This window comes from Nostoc sp. (assembly GCF_036917465.1).
Lineage (GTDB): Bacteria > Cyanobacteriota > Cyanobacteriia > Cyanobacteriales > Nostocaceae > Nostoc.
The window spans coordinates 194,501-211,743 of sequence record NZ_JBALDL010000041.1; the positions used below are offsets into that span (position 1 = coordinate 194,501).

Consider the following 17,243-nt stretch of genomic DNA (forward strand, 5'->3'; position numbering starts at 1 on the left):
CGGAAAAACATCTATTAAAGTCCCCCTTAAAAAGGGGGATTTAGAGGGATCAAGATATGTGCAACTTTATATTAAATTGGTATCAGACTGAAGATTTTCAAAAATCACATAGGATTGCTATATACATCATTGCTGGCGGTCAGAATTTAGGGTAATTTATATGTTGATGAATCGTTCTACTATCTAAGAAAAAGAATCTAAACATCTAAATCTAAAGATTGCATACCTTCGCGTTCTATGAAAGTCATCATACTTCCCAGTTGCAACCAAACTAGCAAACAAGTAAACAAGCTAATTGGTAGACCAACTCCTAAAGCCAAGGTGGAGGGAAAGCCAAATATCTCTAAACCGGAAGAGAGAAATAGACAAGCGCCGCCAGTTATGCCGATAAATGGCACAAGTAATTGTTTCAGTGACGAACGTGGTTTAGTATTTTCTGCTCGTTCGCTTGGCCAGTTCTGCACAATTACTTTCAAAGTGCCAGATAATGCCAAACCAGATGTTAATGCTGTCAAGAAGCCAACAAGTAAGAGGAAATAAGGCGGTTGCAGAGGAAAATAGTACATTAAAACTCCTGATTTATATTAAAGGTTTTTAGTTTTTAATTGCTGACTGGTTTCCAGTAAAAGGGTCAAGGAATGTAGCTTTTGGCAGAATAGCGGCTGCGCCTTCTCTAGATAAATTTGTTAAAATGCCGATCGCTACATTTAATAAACGATCCGGTTTTAAGTCATCTTTAACCAGGTTCCACAGGCGTTGGACATCTTCGGTGTGGAGGCGGTCGTCTTCGGTGAGAGCCAGCACCAGCTGTCGCCGCAGAAATTTGCCTTCTTCGGACATCAAAAACTGGAACCCCATCTGGGCTGTGGGCAAGACATCAAAGTTGTTATCACTTCGAGCGATCGCAATTAAATTCTCTAACCGTTGCCACTGAAATTTACCATCTTTGAATAACACATTCAATAATCGCCGCCGCAATTCGGGCGATTCCCCTGTTAGCAACCGCCGCGCTATATAGGGATAACCCACTTCCACAATTTTGAAATCTGGGTTGAGGCTGAGGGCAATACCTTCTTGAGTTACCAAGGAACGAATAATCAAAGCAAACTTCGCCGGAACTCGGAAAGGATATTCGTACATCAGTTCCGAGAATTCATCGGTAATCGTTTTGAAGTTAAAATCCTTGACATTTTTACCAATAGCGTTTCCTAGCACTGCTTCTAATGCTGGCACTATCGGGCAAATATTCGTGTCTGGAGTCAAAAATCCCAATTTTACAAAGTCTTCCGCTAAGTCGGTATAGTCTTTATTCACCAAATGCACTAGCGCATCCACCAGTGTTTCTTTGGTGTTTTCCTCCAACTGATCCATCATGCCGAAGTCAATATAAGCCATCCGACCATCGGTTACAGCAAATAAATTACCGGGATGGGGGTCAGCATGAAAAAAGCCGTGTTCCAGGAGTTGTTGCAATCCTGAAGTAACGCCAATTTGGATAATCGCTTCTGGGTCTAAACCTGCTTCGCGGATGCGTTGAGTGTCCGTTAGCTTGAAGCCGTTAATCCATTCCAGGGTTAAAACGTGGGTGTTGGTATAACGCCAGTAAATTCCTGGAACTTTAACTTGTGGGTCGTTGCGGAAGTTGCTAGCAAAGTGTTCGGCGTTGCGGCCTTCATTTATATAGTCAATTTCTTCAAATAGCTTCGTACCAAATTCGTCCACGATTAAGGTTAAGTCGTGACCGAGATTGAGAGGCAACCAAGGAGCCACCCAACTCGCACCCCAGCGCAATAAGTAGAGGTCGCGGGTAAGAGTTGGGCGTAAGTTGGGGCGTTGTACCTTCACTGCAACTTCTTCGCCAGTGAGCAAACGACCACGGTATACTTGACCCAAACTAGCAGCAGCGACTGGGCTAGGCGAGAGTTCGCTAAAACTTTCATGAATTGGACGGTCTAGCTCGGTTTCGATAATTTTGTAAGCGATCGCATTATCGAAAGGTGGTAACTGATCTTGTAACTTGATCAGTTCTTCTAGAAAATCCTTACGGATTAAGTCGGGTCTGGTGGAGAGGGCTTGACCAACTTTAATAAAAGTCGGGCCGAGGCGGGTGAGCAGTTCTCGCAACTGGATAGCTCGTTTACCTTTATTTTGCTCAACTTTGTCTTGCCATTCGTCCCACTTGAGACTAAATATAAATCCTGCGAAAGAGGAGATAATTCTCAGCAGTCGCCCCCAGGCTAGCCAGGGACGGTAACTATAATAGCGAGCGATCGCATCTGGATTATAGAGTTTTAGCTGAGTAGGTTGATACTGACCCACGCCTTTATTTGCCTCTTCAACTGAAAAATTTACAATTATTGTTTTCTACTAAACCCACAAGTTATTTGTAGGCAAAAGATAACGGTCGTTTTTTATCTAAAACAACTCAAATTCTACCTTTCTGGGGATACTGTTCGAGGTAGTTTTAGCCTATATTACTGCCGAGATTTGTTTATCTTTTTCTTAATTATACTTTATAAAACTACAACTACTTTTCCATGTTTTCAGTGATTTTATCTTTTCTTCACCTATTTTTAGATAAATATAAATATTTACGTGTATGTGCAAATTTGAGTAGATGTGACAATTCAGTAACCACGCTTGCTATCAGCTACATATAGCAGTAGTAAGTAGGCCAATCTAAATTAAACAGAAAACTTTCAGGGCAAAGGTTCACGAATTCTTTGAGAAGTCGAGGCTTTTGATATTATGTTTATTTATACCAACTTAATTACGTAAAGATTAGAGATTTTTGTGTGTAAAAAATAACTATTAAAGAAAACTTAACTTTTTTCGGAGAGTGTATATTTAGAAGCTTTTTGAATAATAAAAATTACAGCATTAACTACAATCTTTGGTAATTGGTAGTGGTTTTACCACAATTACCAATTACCAACTTTTAACTATCATCTGGGGCTATTTAGATTTGGCCTCCAAATTTTCTAAACGGCTTCTCAATTCCTGGTTTTGTTGTTTGAGTTGGTCGAAATCTTCACGCAATTGACGGATGGTTTTTTCAGAACCGATGTTCTTTTGCACCTTGGAAATTTCTTCTTCAGCATTGCGACGGACACGCCCATCGGCTGTTTGTTCAGCTAGCGATCGCAAAATCCCCACTGCTTTGGGTGTTTCCATTTGTCCTAATGCTGCTGCTACCGCCACTTGCGTTAAAAAGAAGGTTTCTTTGGCTAGTTCTGCTAATTTTTCTAAAATCCGTTCCAAATTAACCGGACTTTGACCTACAGAAATCTTTCCTAAAGCGCGAATTGTGGCTAAACGTAGAGGTTGTGGTACACCGATTTTGGTGTATTCGATTACTAGATTTAAAGCTACTTCCGAGGTTTTGAATTCAGCTAAACCAGCGATCGCCCCACTCCGCACTACTTCATTCCAACCCGCTTTTTCTTCTAGAATGCCTTTGAGTTGCTTTAATACCTTGTCTTCCTTGGGTTTTTGTTCCAAGTTCGCAGATGCGTAGGCGAAGCCCCTCGCAGAGATCGCGCCAATCACACGAGATGCTGTTGCTTCCACGTAGTAGCTAGGATCGCCCTTTTGCAACAACCCTCTCACAACTTTATAGCTTTCAGCAGTTTTGATTTGAGCAAGTGCTTCCACTACAGATCGTCGCACGTAAGCATTTTTATCTTTTAATCCCACAACTAAGCCATCAAAGGCTTGGTCTAAATTAATTTTGGCTAGTTGTTTCGCCGCTTCCACCCGCACACCCCACAATGGGTCATTTTTGAGGGACGCAGATAGTGCTTTTGTCGCTTCTAACCCGCCTTTTTTCGCCAAAGCTTCTGCTGCATAAATGCGCGAAATTGGATCTGTGTCAGATTCTAACTGTGCTTTTAACTCTGCTATCGGATACTCTAAAGCTACTGTTTTCAGGTAATTATTCTCAACATCAAAGCTGATAAATTGGGGCTTATTTTCTAGGGGAAAATAGAAACTTTGTTCCCGTTCATTTACTCTTACTGTGAAAGTTTTCAGTTTCCGAGATTCTTCTTGTTGGGTATAGCCAAAACCAATCGGTATTTTTAAATCAAACAAATCCTTACTGCCATTTTGACCTTCAGCAGCTTGGATTTGAGTTACCGTAATTTTTGCCAACTTAGCATCTCCATCCCAAGAGTAAGCTACCTTAAAATCGGGATGACCACCACGATAAACGTATTGGTCAAAAAGGAACAAAAGATTATGTCCGGTAGCTTTTTCAATCGCCCTGAGTAAATCTATTGTTTCTACAGTTTTGTGGGCATTATCTTGAACAAATGTTTGAATAGCCTGCCAAAATAACTCATCTCCCAATTGGGCGCGAATCATGTGATAAACACAAGACCCTTTTTCGTAGATGTGGCGATCGTAAAGTTCAATAGCTTCGCGGTAAACATGCGTTACCATCGGGCGACGGTAGCGGCTGCTATCTTCACTAATGTAACGACGAGCTTCTAAAAAACGATAGTAAGCTGCTTCTTCTAGACTATATTCCTGTTGTGTCCACATCACTTCAGAATAGGAAGCCATTCCTTCCTTAATCCAAGCATGAGACCAATGCTTAATCACCACCAGATCGCCAAACCACTGGTGCGCGAGTTCGTGGACAACTAAACTTTCGGTGTTGCGGTTGTCTAAAGCGGCGCGTTCATCCAGCAAACATCTATCTGTTAGCAAGGTTGTGGAGGTGTTTTCCATCCCGCCAAAGATGAAGTCATCTACACAAACCTGGGCATATTTCGGGAAAGGATATGGATAACCATACTTTTGGCTCAAAAATTCGATCATCCGGGGAGTTTTGCCCATGCTGCGTTTAGCATCTTCCTCCCGCCCCTTTTCTACGTAGTAGGTGACTGGTTTACCCTTCCACTCATCCCGAATTTCGGCAAAGTCACCTACTGCCAAACTCATCAAGTAGGTAGGATGAACTTGTTGCTGTGACCAATGGTAGATTTTGTCATCACCATCTTCTGTGGTGTCAATCAGTTCGCCGTTAGAAATCGCCACCAGAGGGTTCGGAACACGAACGCGAATTTCGGAAGTAGACAATTGTCCTGGATAGTCAAAGCAGGGGAACCAAAAGCGGGAATCTTCGTCTTCTCCCTGAGTCCAAACTTGAGTGGGCTTGTTTGGATAGTGCTTGTCTGGTTGGATAAAATAAATGCCGCGTTGCGGTTTTGTCACCGAGTAGGCGATCGCAATCAGCAAGCGTTTACCAATCTGAGTCACCTCAGAAAGTTGGATAGAAAGCTGTTCCCCATCGTAGTCAAAAGTTTGTGGCACATCGTCCACCTGCACAGACTCGATATTCAGGTTGACAGCATCCAAAGTCAAACGGTCAATACCATTACGGATTGGCAAGAGGCGAATGCTACAACTGCCCTGATAGCTTTGCTTAGGGATATCTAAGCTGAGATCGAGAAAAATATGCTCCACTTGTCCGGGGCGATCGGGGTTGTAGTGTGGTCTTGCTCCCGGTAACTCAAAAGGTTTGTGTCCGTTATTATCTGTATCAAAATAAGACTTCGACATTGATCCTTACTGACCTTGTAATCCTGAAAAGTCTGGCTTGGCTAGATGTAATTAAGCAAAATAGCGGTGTCTGTATTTCCCAAATCAATAGGGCAGTATGGGGGTTAAGATTCCCATTGGGGATTGGAGGATTGAAATTAATCTCACCCAAATTTCCGAAGGTCGGTTGCCGATCCTTGGACTTTTTTCCATATCCCTCCCGCATTTACCTTTCTTGATGTTTTGCACTTTTTTGTCATCGAGTCAAGTGTCTCTTGCACCTCGGTAGATTCATATTAAGTACAAATAGTCCTAATTATTCTTATAACTTAGGATAGCTTGCTGCTGTTGAGCAGGCTACTTTGTTTTAGATGAACAGCATATCATTTGCGGATTCGCTCCTCATTCCCTTGAAGTCTTTTTTAGGGTAATTATTTGAGATTTTTAACTGATAGGACTACTAATTTTATCAGTAAATACCGATCGATGAGCGGAAATTATTAATAAATCCGAAAACTCTACAATGACACTTGTATAAATCTCGATGACAATCTGACCAAATGAGGATACCAAAATGCCCGAAAGTAAATCAAAGTTTTTTATTCCTGCTGTTGGTGCTGCTGTAGTTGTAGCTGGAAGTATAGCTGGTTACATGTATTTGAAAGGCCCATCAGGTGGTAGCTCAGACGCTCTCGGCAGTGCTAAATTAGTCCCTTCAACAGCATTGATGGCAACTTATATTACTACTGACCCTCAAGCTTGGGCAAAGTTACAGCAGTTTGGTACTCCAGAAGCACAAAAGTTAGTGGCAAAAGGGGTGGAATATTTCAATAAGCAAATGTTCAGTGATGGTAACGTTTCTTATGAAAAAGACATAAAGCCTTGGGTTGGTGGTGTGATGATTGCTGTACTACCACCGAATTCTGTGAAACCGGCACAATTCAATGTGCCTTCTGTAGCACCTAATGTACCAACAAATTTACAGCAGGAATCAAATATTCTGATAGTAGTGGGAATCAAGGATAAACTCAGTGCCTTGAATTTTGCTAATAAATTGAAGTCACAAAAAGGGGCGAAATTCCAGGAATCTGACTACCAAGGTCAAAAAATTATCGAAACTACAGAAAATGGCAAGCCAGTATATAGCGTAGTTTTAAATAATAGTCACTTGATATTAGCCCCCGAAAAGCAAGCTGTAGAAAAAGCAATTGATACCTTTAAAGGACAATCTTCTTTTGCGAGTAAAGAAGGTGCAAACAGCATTCTTAGCAAAGGAGTGGATGTCAAAAACAGCCTTGCTCAAATTTATGTACCAGACTATGCAGGTATGGTACAGCAATTAGCTGCCGGAAGTCAGCAGGCAAAGCAGTTACCACCACAGGCCCTGACGCAACTGAAACAGATAAAATCTGTGGTGGCGGGTGTTGGTGTTGATGATGCGGGAGTGCGGGTAAAAGCGATCGCTAATTTAGATCCGCAACTCAATAAATTTCAGTATCAATCAAGTCCGGGAAATATAGTCGGGCAATTTCCTGTTGATACCTTTGCTCTAATTAGCGGAAATGGCATCAGTCGTGGCTGGGAAACCTTAGTAGAACAGTCAAAAGATTATCCAGAAATGAAGCAAGCCTTGGAACAAGCACGCGGACAACTGAAATTTGTGAATATTGACCTGGATAAGGATATTTTTGGCTGGATGAATGGGGAATTTGCCTTTGGTGCGGTTCCATCGAATCAAGGAGTGTTAGCTAGTGTTGGTTTTGGAGGTGCTTTAGTATTTGACACTAGCGATCGCAAAACAGCCGAAGCCACTTTGACGAAATTGGATACTCTCGCCAAAACTCAACAAATCAACATCGCCAATAGAAATGTCGGTGGTAAAGACGTAACTGAATGGCAAATCCCCAAACAGGGAGCTTTGTTGGCGCATGGTTGGCTAGATCAAGACACTGTATTTGTGGCTCTTGGTGGCCCAGTTGCAGATGCAATTAGCGATCGCAAAAATTCATCTCTCGATAATAGCGATGCTTTCAAAGCCGTTACTGGTTCTTTGCACAAGCCTAACGGCGGTTATTTCTACCTAGATATGGATAAAACTAAAACCGTACCCTTGGTCAATAGTTTAATTTCATCTGACGCGAATACTATCACCATCCTCAATTCCATTCGTGGTCTTGGATTTACCGCTAATAGCCCCGATAAATCCACCAGTGAATTAGAAATGTTGTTAGCTCTCAAACCTTCAGTAAAATAGGGAATTGGGAATTGCCAATTGGGAATGCTTATTTTTCTAGTCTGCTTAGTCTTCCCCATTTCCGATTCCCGATTCCCGATTCCCGATTCCCGATTTTCCAATTATCGTTACATAATTCAATTCATTTCTAGACTGCCGTCCAGCAAGTGTGTCATAAGTAAAAAGGCTGTAAACGCAAATTAATTTATGACTGCTGCTGTAAAAACTAATCCTGGCTTTGCTTCCCGCTTGGTAAATGGAGTACTGGCAATCAAGCCTTTAGCCAACCTAGCCAAACATCAAGCCCGTCAAATGATGATTAAACGTGCCGAGAGAATTGGCGTACCTTGGACGCAAGAAGTTGAGACACTACAGGCGCGTGATTGGAAGGCGGATTTAGCTCAAGTAGAAAATCCTCAGCTTTCCTACCCAGAATACTATTTGCGGCCATTCCATGCCTATGAAGATGGAGACCTCAGTTGGAAAGCCGCTTTTGAATTAGAAGTTGCTGCTTGTGCCGTCCACGCCGGAATTTGGCAGGATGCTGGAACACAAGGAGATGCTAGACTACGCCAAAGTTACCACGATATCCTCAAAGCGCAAATTCCCAATCAACCCCAAGACATTCTAGACTTGGCGTGTGCTGTAGGTTTGAGTACCTTTTCCCTACAAGAAATTTATCCCCATGCCCAAATCACAGGCTTGGACTTATCTCCCTACTTCTTAGCTGTTGCTAATTACCGCGCCCAACAACGTCAAGCTAAAATTAACTGGCTTCATGCCCAAGCTGAATCTACTGGGCTACCTGATGCCTCATTTGATTTAGTCTCAATTTTTTTGATGTGTCACGAGTTACCCCAATCAGCAACCCAACAGATTTTTGCTGAAATGCGGCGCGTGCTGCGTCCGGGTGGCTACTTGGCAATCATGGATATAAATCCAAATTCTGAAGTCTACCAGAAAATGCCAGCTTACATTTTGACGTTGCTCAAAAGTACTGAACCGTATTTAGATGAATATTTTGCTTTGGATATTCAGCAAGCTATTGTTGAAGCAGGTTTCCAAACTCCCACTATTACCAATAATACTCACCGTCACCGCACAGTAATTGCTCAGGTGAGTGGTTAATTTTTCTCTACTGTTGTGGGCAGTAATACCACCCTTGCTACTGCTAGGCTACTACTACTATCGAGTCCCATTTGCCCCACCTCTGTTAAAGTTACTGATGTTCTTTAGCATTGGGGCAATATCTGGTCTTTTAGCCCTTAGACTTGAATCAAATTTTGAAACTGTAGCTAATTGGGTTGTAGACTGGGAACGGTTCGAGCGATATCTGGCGATAAGCCGCTTCGCGTCTACGCTTCCTGGTGCAATCTTGCGGCAGCTTGTGGAAGTAGGTCTAATTGAAGAAGGCTGCAAGTTAGCAGGGGTTGTTGTACCAACCTACTATTTGCAACGCACGTATCGATTACTTCCCTCAACTGTTTTCCTCTTCACCATAGCCGTTGCCCTTGGATTTACTGCCGAAGAGAACTGGATTTACCTTTTTCACGATACAGCATCTATTCCTGGCCGTATTATCAGCACGCCCGTCCATGCCATGTTCTCTGCGCCTTGGGGATATGCCTTGGCAATGTATATTTCGTCTAAAAATCGGTTAAATCAAGACAGGAAGTTAATTTTTAGGGCTTGGCTGAATTCTGTAATCTGTCATGCCCTAGTTAATATTTTATCTATTGCTTGCGGTTACTCACTAACGTTATGTTTCCTTAGTTATGGTTTATTTCCGTTTCTATTGTGGATGTTTTGGCGACTAGAACAATTACTGCGAAAAGTGCAAGGTAAACCAGTAATTACCCTGATTTCAGACCGTACACCCCAGCGCCGTTACTGGCAAAGGAGTTTAGTGCTTTTTGCCCTCGTGCTGGGTGGAAATGCTATTTTTGGGCTGTTTCTCTTAGCCAATAAAATTAGTCCTTTGAGTCCGTCAAAGCTTTTTGACACTTATATTTTGTGGTTTATATTTAGTCGCTTTTTGCTAAATCTCTTTTTTGGAGTTTTAGCTTGGGGCATTTATCGCTATTTGCGACATTCCGCCCGTCGCCGCTATTTTTAAAATATGATTTAAGAAAATGCTAGAGGGTTTCTATGCAAACAACTCCAGTGCGTTGGACGACAGATGATCTAGAGCTATTTGCTACCTGGTTTCACCTGCTTAGTGAGTAAACTTTTCTAACTGGGAATTGGGAATTGGGCATGGGGCATTGGGAATTGGGAATTGGTTATTTCCTCCCTCATCTCCCTCATCTTCCCAGCCCCTACAGCTAAACCCGCGCTAACACTGGCTGATTCAGGGATGCACTGACTGAATCTGATTCAGACTCCGTGCAGTAGATTTCGCAAGAGTTATTAGGACTTTCAATCAGTTTCACTTTGTAAAGTTTAGCTCCCAATTCTTGAATAGGCGATCGCAATAAATTACTAATGTAAAGTGCGATATTCTCAGCAGTGGGTACAACTTCGGCAAAGTAAGGAATGTCTTTATTTAAAAAAGTGTGATCGAATGGTTCAACTACATAATCTTCTACCACTTGATTCAAACCCCCTAAATCGACAATCATGCCAGTGCGTGGGTCAATTTTGCCTTTGACGCTGACTTCTAAATGATAGTTGTGTCCGTGACCGTGGGGACGGGCGCACTTACCATAAATCTCAGTATTTTCTTCGTTACTGAGACTAGGATGAGCTAACCGATGGGCGGCGCTAAAGTGAGTACTGATAGTGAGGTATGCTTCCATTGCGTTTCCCATATAATCTGCCCAAAGTTCAGGATGTTCAAATAACTGCACACGGACTAAAGGCAAGTGTGGTGCTAGTCGTTGCCAGATAATCCGTGCAATATTCTCAGTGGTGGGCAGAGTTTCTTGAAATTCTGCCCAGACATCGTTGATATAAGAGAAATCCAATTGACTGGTAACTTCCCGTTTGATTACGTGTTTTACATCAGACAAGTTCAGCACCATACCATATTCATCCAATTCTCCGGCTAGGGAGATGAATAAGACATAGTTATGTCCGTGTCCAGGAAATCTAGAACCAGCCCCAAATTTTTCAATATTCTCGGCTTCACTCAGTTCTGGCAACCAATAGCGATGACTTGCTGAAAACTGGGCGCGGCGATTAACAATACATTGCATGAGTACACTACGAGCAGAATTTAAAATTTCTTAATCTTTTTCTGTATCCAGCATAAACTAATTTCTTTGTCAGTTGTGATTAGTCATTAGTCATTTGACCATGGCCGATGCCCGATGCCCAATAACTAAATAACAGACCCTTGTGCTTCACAGTGCAATCTAGTAGCAATGCGGAATAGTTCTTGACCTGTGTGTAAATAACGCTCATCGTAGCTCAAAGGAAAATAAGCAAACTCATCAAGTCCATCTGATACTTGATTGAGGCTGTAATAGAGGTTAGCCGCAGTCCCTGCTAAATTAGAGGGATTCGGCAGAGATCGAAAAATAATTTGTGCCTGCTTGAGGTCATCTCGACAGGTTTGTAAGTATTCCTGAAATTGATCTAACAACTCATCATCAAAAGGATCGGCAGCTAATTGCTCTATTTGCTCCTCTAGAGAATAGAGAATACCAAAAAGCAGATGATTGACTGGTTGATAAACTCGACGCAGCCATTCTTCAACTTGCTCGTCAACTTCCCGTCCTGTTTTTCGTTTTGTCTGGTAATGCTTTTGTGCTGATGCTGTACGCTGTTGGCGATCGCTATTTAATTTTTGAGAGTCATTTTGCAGTTGTTGGTCATAATTGCGGCGATTATGGTTGTCGCCTAAGACTTCATAAGCTGCATTGATGAGAATAATCTGTTCGCGATCGGCTGTATCCTGATTACTGTCAGGATGAAATAACTTAACCAAGCGGCGATAAGCTTGCTTAATCTCCGCAAGGCTTGCAGTTGGACTAACTTTGAGAGTTTCGTAATGGTTAGAAACCTGTTTAGAATTGACCATTAATTCAATTTATCGTTAGCTGATGCTAGCGGCTAACCTTGCATCCAGGTCTTGGAACAACGGTGTACTCAAATATCTCTCACCAAAACTAGGCTGAATCATCACAATTAAACGCCCTTTGTTTTCTTCACGTTGAGCAACGCGAATTGCTGCACATAAAGCGGCTCCACTGGAAATACCAGATAGTAGCCCTTCTTCTTTTGCGAAACGCCGACTATAAGCGATCGCTTCTTCATCGGTGATTGTAATCACTTCATCAATCAATTTTATCTTAAGAACTTCGGGAATAAACCCAGCACCAATTCCTTGGATTTTGTGTGGCCCTGGCCTTCCCCCAGATAAAACTGGGCTATTGGCTGGTTCAACAGCGATCGCCTTAGAACTAGGTTTGCGTGCTTTAATCACTTCTGCCACACCAGCGATCGTACCACCAGTGCCTACCCCAGCTACGATTATATCTACTTGTCCATCAGTATCTTCCCAGATTTTTAGGGCTGTAGTTTCTCGATGCACTTTTGAATTCGCTGGATTGCGGAACTGCTGCAACATATAAGTATTTGGCGTATTATTAACTATTTGTTGCGATCGCTCAATTGCCCCACTCATACCTTCCATCCCTGGTGTTAGTTCCAGTTCTGCTCCATAAGCCCGCAACATTGGGGACTTCCAACAAATAAATTACCCAATCTTGTATATGGGCGCTCATGTTGCCCACCCCACAAGAAGTAGTTGAGTATTTTTTTATTTGGAAGTCCCTTGCCCGACGCTCCCCACTCATTGTCTCTGGCATTGTCAAAATTAAGCGATAACCTTTAGCTGCTGCTGCCATTGCTAGGGCAATTCCTGTGTTTCCAGAAGTGGGTTCTACTAATATTGTCTTCCCAGGAGTAATCAGCCCCTCCTCTTCGGCGGTGTTAATCATGCTAACCCCAATCCGGTCTTTGACTGATGCTGATGGGTTCATACTTTCCAGTTTCACCACAATTTCTGCAACACATCCTTCTATTTGAGGAATGCGATTCAACTGCACTAAGGGTGTACGACCAACCAGTTCTGTAATGTTACGAGCAATTCGCATAATTATAGTCCTCAGTTACTTAGTCAAGAGGCATTTGTAATCCACATCATAGGTTAATCAATGAAGTTCAAAAGTAAAACTACCGTACTACAAAGGTTTGAGCGATAGCACTCGTGCAAAGACTCCGTAGGACTATCGCGTTGCAAAAAATGAATAAAGTCGAGTTAAGGAACGTGGATTAAATAAAATACAAAACTTCATCCTGTTTCTAGCTTCCCTCTCCTTATAAAGGCTACGGTGTACACACATCTTTGTACAAACCCAAAATCGTTGGAGATCCTCCTAAATCCCCCGATAAATTGGGGGACTTTAAGAGACTTCTGCCCCTCTTTTTAAGGGGGGTTGGGGGGATCAAAAGCCTATGAAGCCACTCTCAAAGACTTGTGTGTACACCGTAGCCTTATAAAGGAGAGGGATTGAGGGTGAGGTAAGCGAGGGACATAAACTGTATCTTATTTAATTCTTATTCATAAGGGTTAGATAACAAATAACAGATGATTCTTGACTAAATGTAGTACATGATATCCAAATGGGGTTTATCCATTGCTGCTACTGAAAACAAAAAACCCCGCTTGATGGCGGGGAGAAACAGATTTCAAAATTGTCAGTCGATAGTCAATACTCTAGAAGCTGAAAGTTGTTCTGAGCGTACCGATAATCGCGTCATCATTATTGCTGCTTTGACCAGGAGATGTTAACCAAATTAAGCCAGGAGTAACAGAGATGTTATCCGATACGCGATACTTGTAGAAGCCTTCAAAGTGATAGGGTACATCATTACCACCAGCAACACCTGTCCGGTTCAAGGCATAGGGTTCTGCTCCCGCGAAAAGACCTAAAACGTTACCTCGTTTACCGAAATCAACTAAAGCAACCCCAGCACCATAGCTCCATGCTTGATAATCATCATTTGCACCAAAGCCGATGATATCGTGGTAAGAGACAAAGCCACTAATTGATAGCTTGTCGCTGGGTCTAAATGCAGCTGATACACCATAAGAGTTGCTACTGGAACCGGCAGTTGGTAAAGTGTTAGCTCGTTGAGTACCTACTGCAAGAAGCTCTGGGTTTGACGTGGAACCCGAGTTGAATAAATTACTACCTGCGCCTGCGCCGTTATATCCGTGGACGTAAGTAGCAGCTAAAGCCAAGCGATTGCCAACACTAAAGTTCAACTGTCCTAAAGCGGCGTAGTCACCGTTGGTCAGACCTGAACTAAGACCAGGATTATTAGCTTCCGATGCCAAGTAACCCGCAGTGATTGAGCTATTTCCTAAGATGCCAGTACCTTTACCGAGGGGTAGATTGAGTGCTATACCTGCACCGCCACCAATCCGATAGATTGGACTTTCAGAAGCAAAGGTTGACAAAGCACCATTACCACCGTCAGTTTGATCGAAAAAGTAAGGGTTGTTGACAGCAGCATACTGGCTGTGTCGTCCGCCACTGGCCGCCAAGTACACATTAGCTGGGCCTATTGGAACTTCATAGGTCAAACGGTCTATCTTGACGCTGTTGTTATTATCGCCACCACCAATTTGAAATGTTTGTCTGCCTTCTGCACCAACACCACCATTCCTGCTATCTATTGCAAAGGCTTGTGCATTTCCGGCTGATAGACGGGTGTGTAAAACGTCTCTACCCGTGAAGCTGGTTTGCAAGTCTAAACGTACCCGATCTTGGAATACGGTGTTGTTATTGTCACCATTTCTACCTCCAAACACATCAGTAACGCCAAAAACGGCTTCACCGACTAGTTTTGTCGTGGTGGAGAACTGATTAGCTTCCAATTCAGCAGTCCGCGCTTCTAAGGAATCTACACGACCGCGTAGGGTTGCCAATTCTGCGGAAAATTCTTCTTGTAAACGCTGTAGGGTAGCTAAATCTTGTTTAGTTACCAAATCAGCTGTTGCTGTAGCAATCAACTCGTTAACGCGATCTAAACAGGCGTTCAAACCAGCAGCAAATTCATAACGGGTCAAAGCACGATTACCGCGATAAGTAGCATTCGGATAACCTGCAATACAACCATAGCGCTCAACCAAAGACTGCAATGCCTGGAATGCCCAGTCAGTGGGTTGTACATCGGAGAACTGAGAAACCGATGTTACTTGAGACTGAGAGTTATTCTGGTTGCCTTCGTTGCTGTAGCGATTAACTTGATCTATCGTTGTTTGAGCCAACATTTCTGGCTGTTGAACAACTTCAGTGACACTTGCTTGTTTAGCTGGTGTTACTTCAGTGGTTTTGTTTGGAGCCGCAATTGCTGTTGTCGAGACTAACAATGTTGCACCCAAGACTGCTGGGCTAACCACTAAGGATTTCCATAATAGATTAGACATCTTTTCTTTACTCCTCACACCTTGTTTAGATAATTAGTTTCTTTCCACCTAATTCTCGAAAATGCCACATCTCATTGAAACCTATGGATGAGGCATAATTGCCACTACTACAATTTTAGTTTTTGCAAAGCTAATAAACGATTAACTTGGGGTTAAAAACCCATGCAATTAACTTATGCAAAAACATATCTTCATATCATAACATTATAAAACATCTGACCTAGATGGCAATATTGGAGCGATCGGCTTAATAACTGTCACACATAGTTATCTAAATATCTAAGCAGGGAGTATGGTTTCGAACGTTTGCTCCCTACTTTGCTAAATTGCCGAAAGCGTTAAATACTTACCACTTAGTTAGATAAATTACTCCTTATACTTAATTTAGGAGAAATTGCACGCTAGTTAGGAGTAGCCCTTTCAAGGTGGGTAAAATTTTTTGACAATATGTTACTCTTTTCTCTGTGTTTTCTGCGCCTCTGCGGTTCCCCGACTTGTTCCCGCAGCGTCTCCGAGAGGAGAAGCAACTGGCGCAACACAGAGAGGAAAGCAGAGATTTTATGAGTCACCTTGAAAGGGCTAGTCCTAACTAGTTAAAATACACTGGCTCGGCTATACAACAAACACAGCAAAGGATTTCTGCGGGGTTGTTCGCCTGGTATAGTTTGGAATAAACACAAAATCAGGAATCAAGGTTTTTGAAACCCGCGCTCTCCAAACAAAAACCTGTAACATTACTCTCAATCAATTTCGGTGCTACTTTTCCCTTATGAGTCCTTATGAGTAAAGATAGGGCGGTGTTGTCTTTGTCGCGGTTGCTTCTAGTCACCTGGTACAAAATGTCAGAAGAAGTCACTTATTGAATTTGGGAAATCGCCTGCGCTACATCAAAGTCTGCCTGGGTTAGTCCACCTGCATCATGTGATGTGAGCGTAATCTTCACTTTATTGTAGGAAATCTCTATGTCGGGATGATGTCCTGCTGACTCAGCAGGCTCTACAAGCTTATTAACAAACTCAATTGCTTCGATAAAATCCTTGAATGTCCGGGTAATATGCAACTTGGAGTTTTTGACAGTCCAACCAGACAGAACTTTTACTTGTTGTTCAATTCCGGCTTCAGTGAGTAATTGTGACATATCAAAAAATTCCTACTTAATTTTTTAGATTTTATATTTTTTTGATAAAAACAAACCTTTCTTATTTTCCACAAATACATACATAAAGTATGGGAGGACAAAGTGATTGATAACACGTGTGTGTATATTTAGATCAAACTTGGTAAATAAACGCTATAGGTCATATCTGGTCATACTCCAAGGTTTGATGCAAGATATTTTTATTTTGAAGAAAACTTAAACACATTCGCTTTGCCCGCCGCAGGTATCGCTATCTAAGTTTTCAAAAGTTACCCATAAAAAACTATCCGCTCTGATTTAGATTGGATAATCTAAGTCAGAGCGGTCTAGCGGGTCTTCAGGTTGCAACCAGACTGCCGGAAGGAACTCCGAGCTTGCCTAGCTAGTTGAGCTAACTTAGTATCTCAAAGATAACTAAGGCTAACTTTTAGAGAACAGCCCCGGCACACAGCCGGCTAACTGCAACCTGATGACCCATGCGTATACTACTTTCTATCATGGGCATCACCTCCTTATTGCCTAAACGGTCTTAGTTTCAAAAAGGCAGAGCGTTTACTCCGGGTTCATAACCTTTTTCTAACATAACATATTAAGAGAGATATTAACCAGCTATAAAAAAAATCTCCCACCAAAAGGCGGGAGATCGGGAATATTGACACTTTGTTAGCTTATGCCAAGGAGATTATTTAATCTGGCTGATGTCAATTTTCGGCAACCACAGATGTGATTCAAGTCACGATCGGCTTTTAAGATTAGAGAGCGTTACCACGAGGTAGTACTTCTTCTGGGAATACAAATTGTTCGTGGGGTTGATCTTGAGGAGCCATCCAAGCGCGGATACCCTCATTCAGCAAAATGTTTTTGGTATAGAAGGTTTCAAA

Annotated in this window: 10 protein-coding genes and 2 pseudogenes; 3 read left to right on the plus strand and 9 right to left on the minus strand. The window is 42.3% G+C overall.

Annotation, left to right across the window (positions count from 1 at the left end):
• Positions 1–197: 197 nt before the first annotated feature.
• The 3 genes from V7K38_RS08735 to V7K38_RS08745 all read right to left on the minus strand — a co-directional run bounded on the left by V7K38_RS08735 (position 198) and on the right by V7K38_RS08745 (position 5,568).
• Entirely contained in the window at positions 198–566 is a 369-nt protein-coding gene (locus tag V7K38_RS08735) for a hypothetical protein (RefSeq protein ID WP_334857059.1), read from the minus strand.
• 28 nt (positions 567–594) lie between these two features.
• A complete protein-coding gene (locus V7K38_RS08740) occupies positions 595–2,319 on the minus strand; it encodes an ABC1 kinase family protein (RefSeq protein ID WP_334857061.1) in 1,725 nt (574 codons plus the stop codon).
• A 636-nt stretch (positions 2,320–2,955) separates the two neighbouring features.
• Positions 2,956–5,568: a M1 family metallopeptidase gene (locus V7K38_RS08745; RefSeq protein WP_334857063.1), complete on the minus strand. Its 2,613-nt coding sequence runs from the start codon at positions 5,566–5,568 to the stop codon at positions 2,956–2,958.
• Positions 5,569–6,121: 553 nt separating this feature from the next.
• On the opposite strand from V7K38_RS08745, the gene V7K38_RS08750 reads away from it, so the two are divergent.
• The 3 genes from V7K38_RS08750 to V7K38_RS08760 all read left to right on the plus strand — a co-directional run bounded on the left by V7K38_RS08750 (position 6,122) and on the right by V7K38_RS08760 (position 9,896).
• Positions 6,122–7,801: a DUF3352 domain-containing protein gene (locus V7K38_RS08750; protein WP_334857065.1), complete on the plus strand. Its 1,680-nt coding sequence runs from the start codon at positions 6,122–6,124 to the stop codon at positions 7,799–7,801.
• A gap of 186 nt (positions 7,802–7,987) precedes the next feature.
• Entirely contained in the window at positions 7,988–8,908 is a 921-nt protein-coding gene (locus V7K38_RS08755; protein WP_334857067.1) for a class I SAM-dependent methyltransferase, read from the plus strand.
• A complete protein-coding gene (locus V7K38_RS08760) occupies positions 8,901–9,896 on the plus strand; it encodes a PrsW family glutamic-type intramembrane protease (RefSeq protein WP_334857069.1) in 996 nt (331 codons plus the stop codon). The genes V7K38_RS08755 and V7K38_RS08760 overlap by 8 nt, the downstream gene beginning before the upstream one ends.
• A 208-nt stretch (positions 9,897–10,104) precedes the next feature.
• Here V7K38_RS08760 and V7K38_RS08765 read toward each other — a convergent pair whose 3' ends face one another.
• The 6 genes and pseudogenes from V7K38_RS08765 to V7K38_RS08790 form a co-directional block, all read right to left on the minus strand.
• The gene (locus V7K38_RS08765) at positions 10,105–10,977 is read right to left on the minus strand and encodes a 6-carboxytetrahydropterin synthase (RefSeq protein ID WP_334857071.1); all 873 of its coding nucleotides are present in this window, start codon (positions 10,975–10,977) and stop codon (positions 10,105–10,107) included.
• A 125-nt stretch (positions 10,978–11,102) separates the two neighbouring features.
• Positions 11,103–11,804 (minus strand): J domain-containing protein, encoded by a 702-nt coding sequence (locus V7K38_RS08770; protein ID WP_334857073.1) that lies wholly within the window; start codon positions 11,802–11,804, stop codon positions 11,103–11,105.
• 15 nt (positions 11,805–11,819) lie between these two features.
• Positions 11,820–12,882: pseudogene (locus V7K38_RS08775) on the minus strand (pyridoxal-phosphate dependent enzyme).
• 623 nt (positions 12,883–13,505) lie between these two features.
• A complete protein-coding gene (locus V7K38_RS08780; RefSeq protein WP_334857075.1) occupies positions 13,506–15,224 on the minus strand; it encodes an iron uptake porin in 1,719 nt (572 codons plus the stop codon).
• An 856-nt stretch (positions 15,225–16,080) separates the two neighbouring features.
• Positions 16,081–16,362: a 4a-hydroxytetrahydrobiopterin dehydratase gene (locus V7K38_RS08785; RefSeq protein ID WP_334857077.1), complete on the minus strand. Its 282-nt coding sequence runs from the start codon at positions 16,360–16,362 to the stop codon at positions 16,081–16,083.
• A gap of 752 nt (positions 16,363–17,114) precedes the next feature.
• Positions 17,115–17,243: pseudogene (locus V7K38_RS08790) on the minus strand (photosystem II D2 protein (photosystem q(a) protein)); the annotation flags it as partial.

What these genes read in the sequence shown, in the direction of transcription:
- V7K38_RS08750 (WP_334857065.1), top strand. Translation starts at nt 6,122, where the DNA reads ATGCCCGAAAGTAAATCAAAGTTTTTTATTCCTGCTGTTGGTGCTGCT.
- V7K38_RS08755 (WP_334857067.1), top strand. Translation starts at nt 7,988, where the DNA reads ATGACTGCTGCTGTAAAAACTAATCCTGGCTTTGCTTCCCGCTTGGTA.
- V7K38_RS08765 (WP_334857071.1), bottom strand. Translation starts at nt 10,977, where the DNA reads ATGCAATGTATTGTTAATCGCCGCGCCCAGTTTTCAGCAAGTCATCGC.
- V7K38_RS08785 (WP_334857077.1), bottom strand. Translation starts at nt 16,362, where the DNA reads ATGTCACAATTACTCACTGAAGCCGGAATTGAACAACAAGTAAAAGTT.
- V7K38_RS08780 (WP_334857075.1), bottom strand. Translation starts at nt 15,224, where the DNA reads ATGTCTAATCTATTATGGAAATCCTTAGTGGTTAGCCCAGCAGTCTTG.
- V7K38_RS08770 (WP_334857073.1), bottom strand. Translation starts at nt 11,804, where the DNA reads ATGGTCAATTCTAAACAGGTTTCTAACCATTACGAAACTCTCAAAGTT.
- V7K38_RS08745 (WP_334857063.1), bottom strand. Translation starts at nt 5,568, where the DNA reads ATGTCGAAGTCTTATTTTGATACAGATAATAACGGACACAAACCTTTT.
- V7K38_RS08735 (WP_334857059.1), bottom strand. Translation starts at nt 566, where the DNA reads ATGTACTATTTTCCTCTGCAACCGCCTTATTTCCTCTTACTTGTTGGC.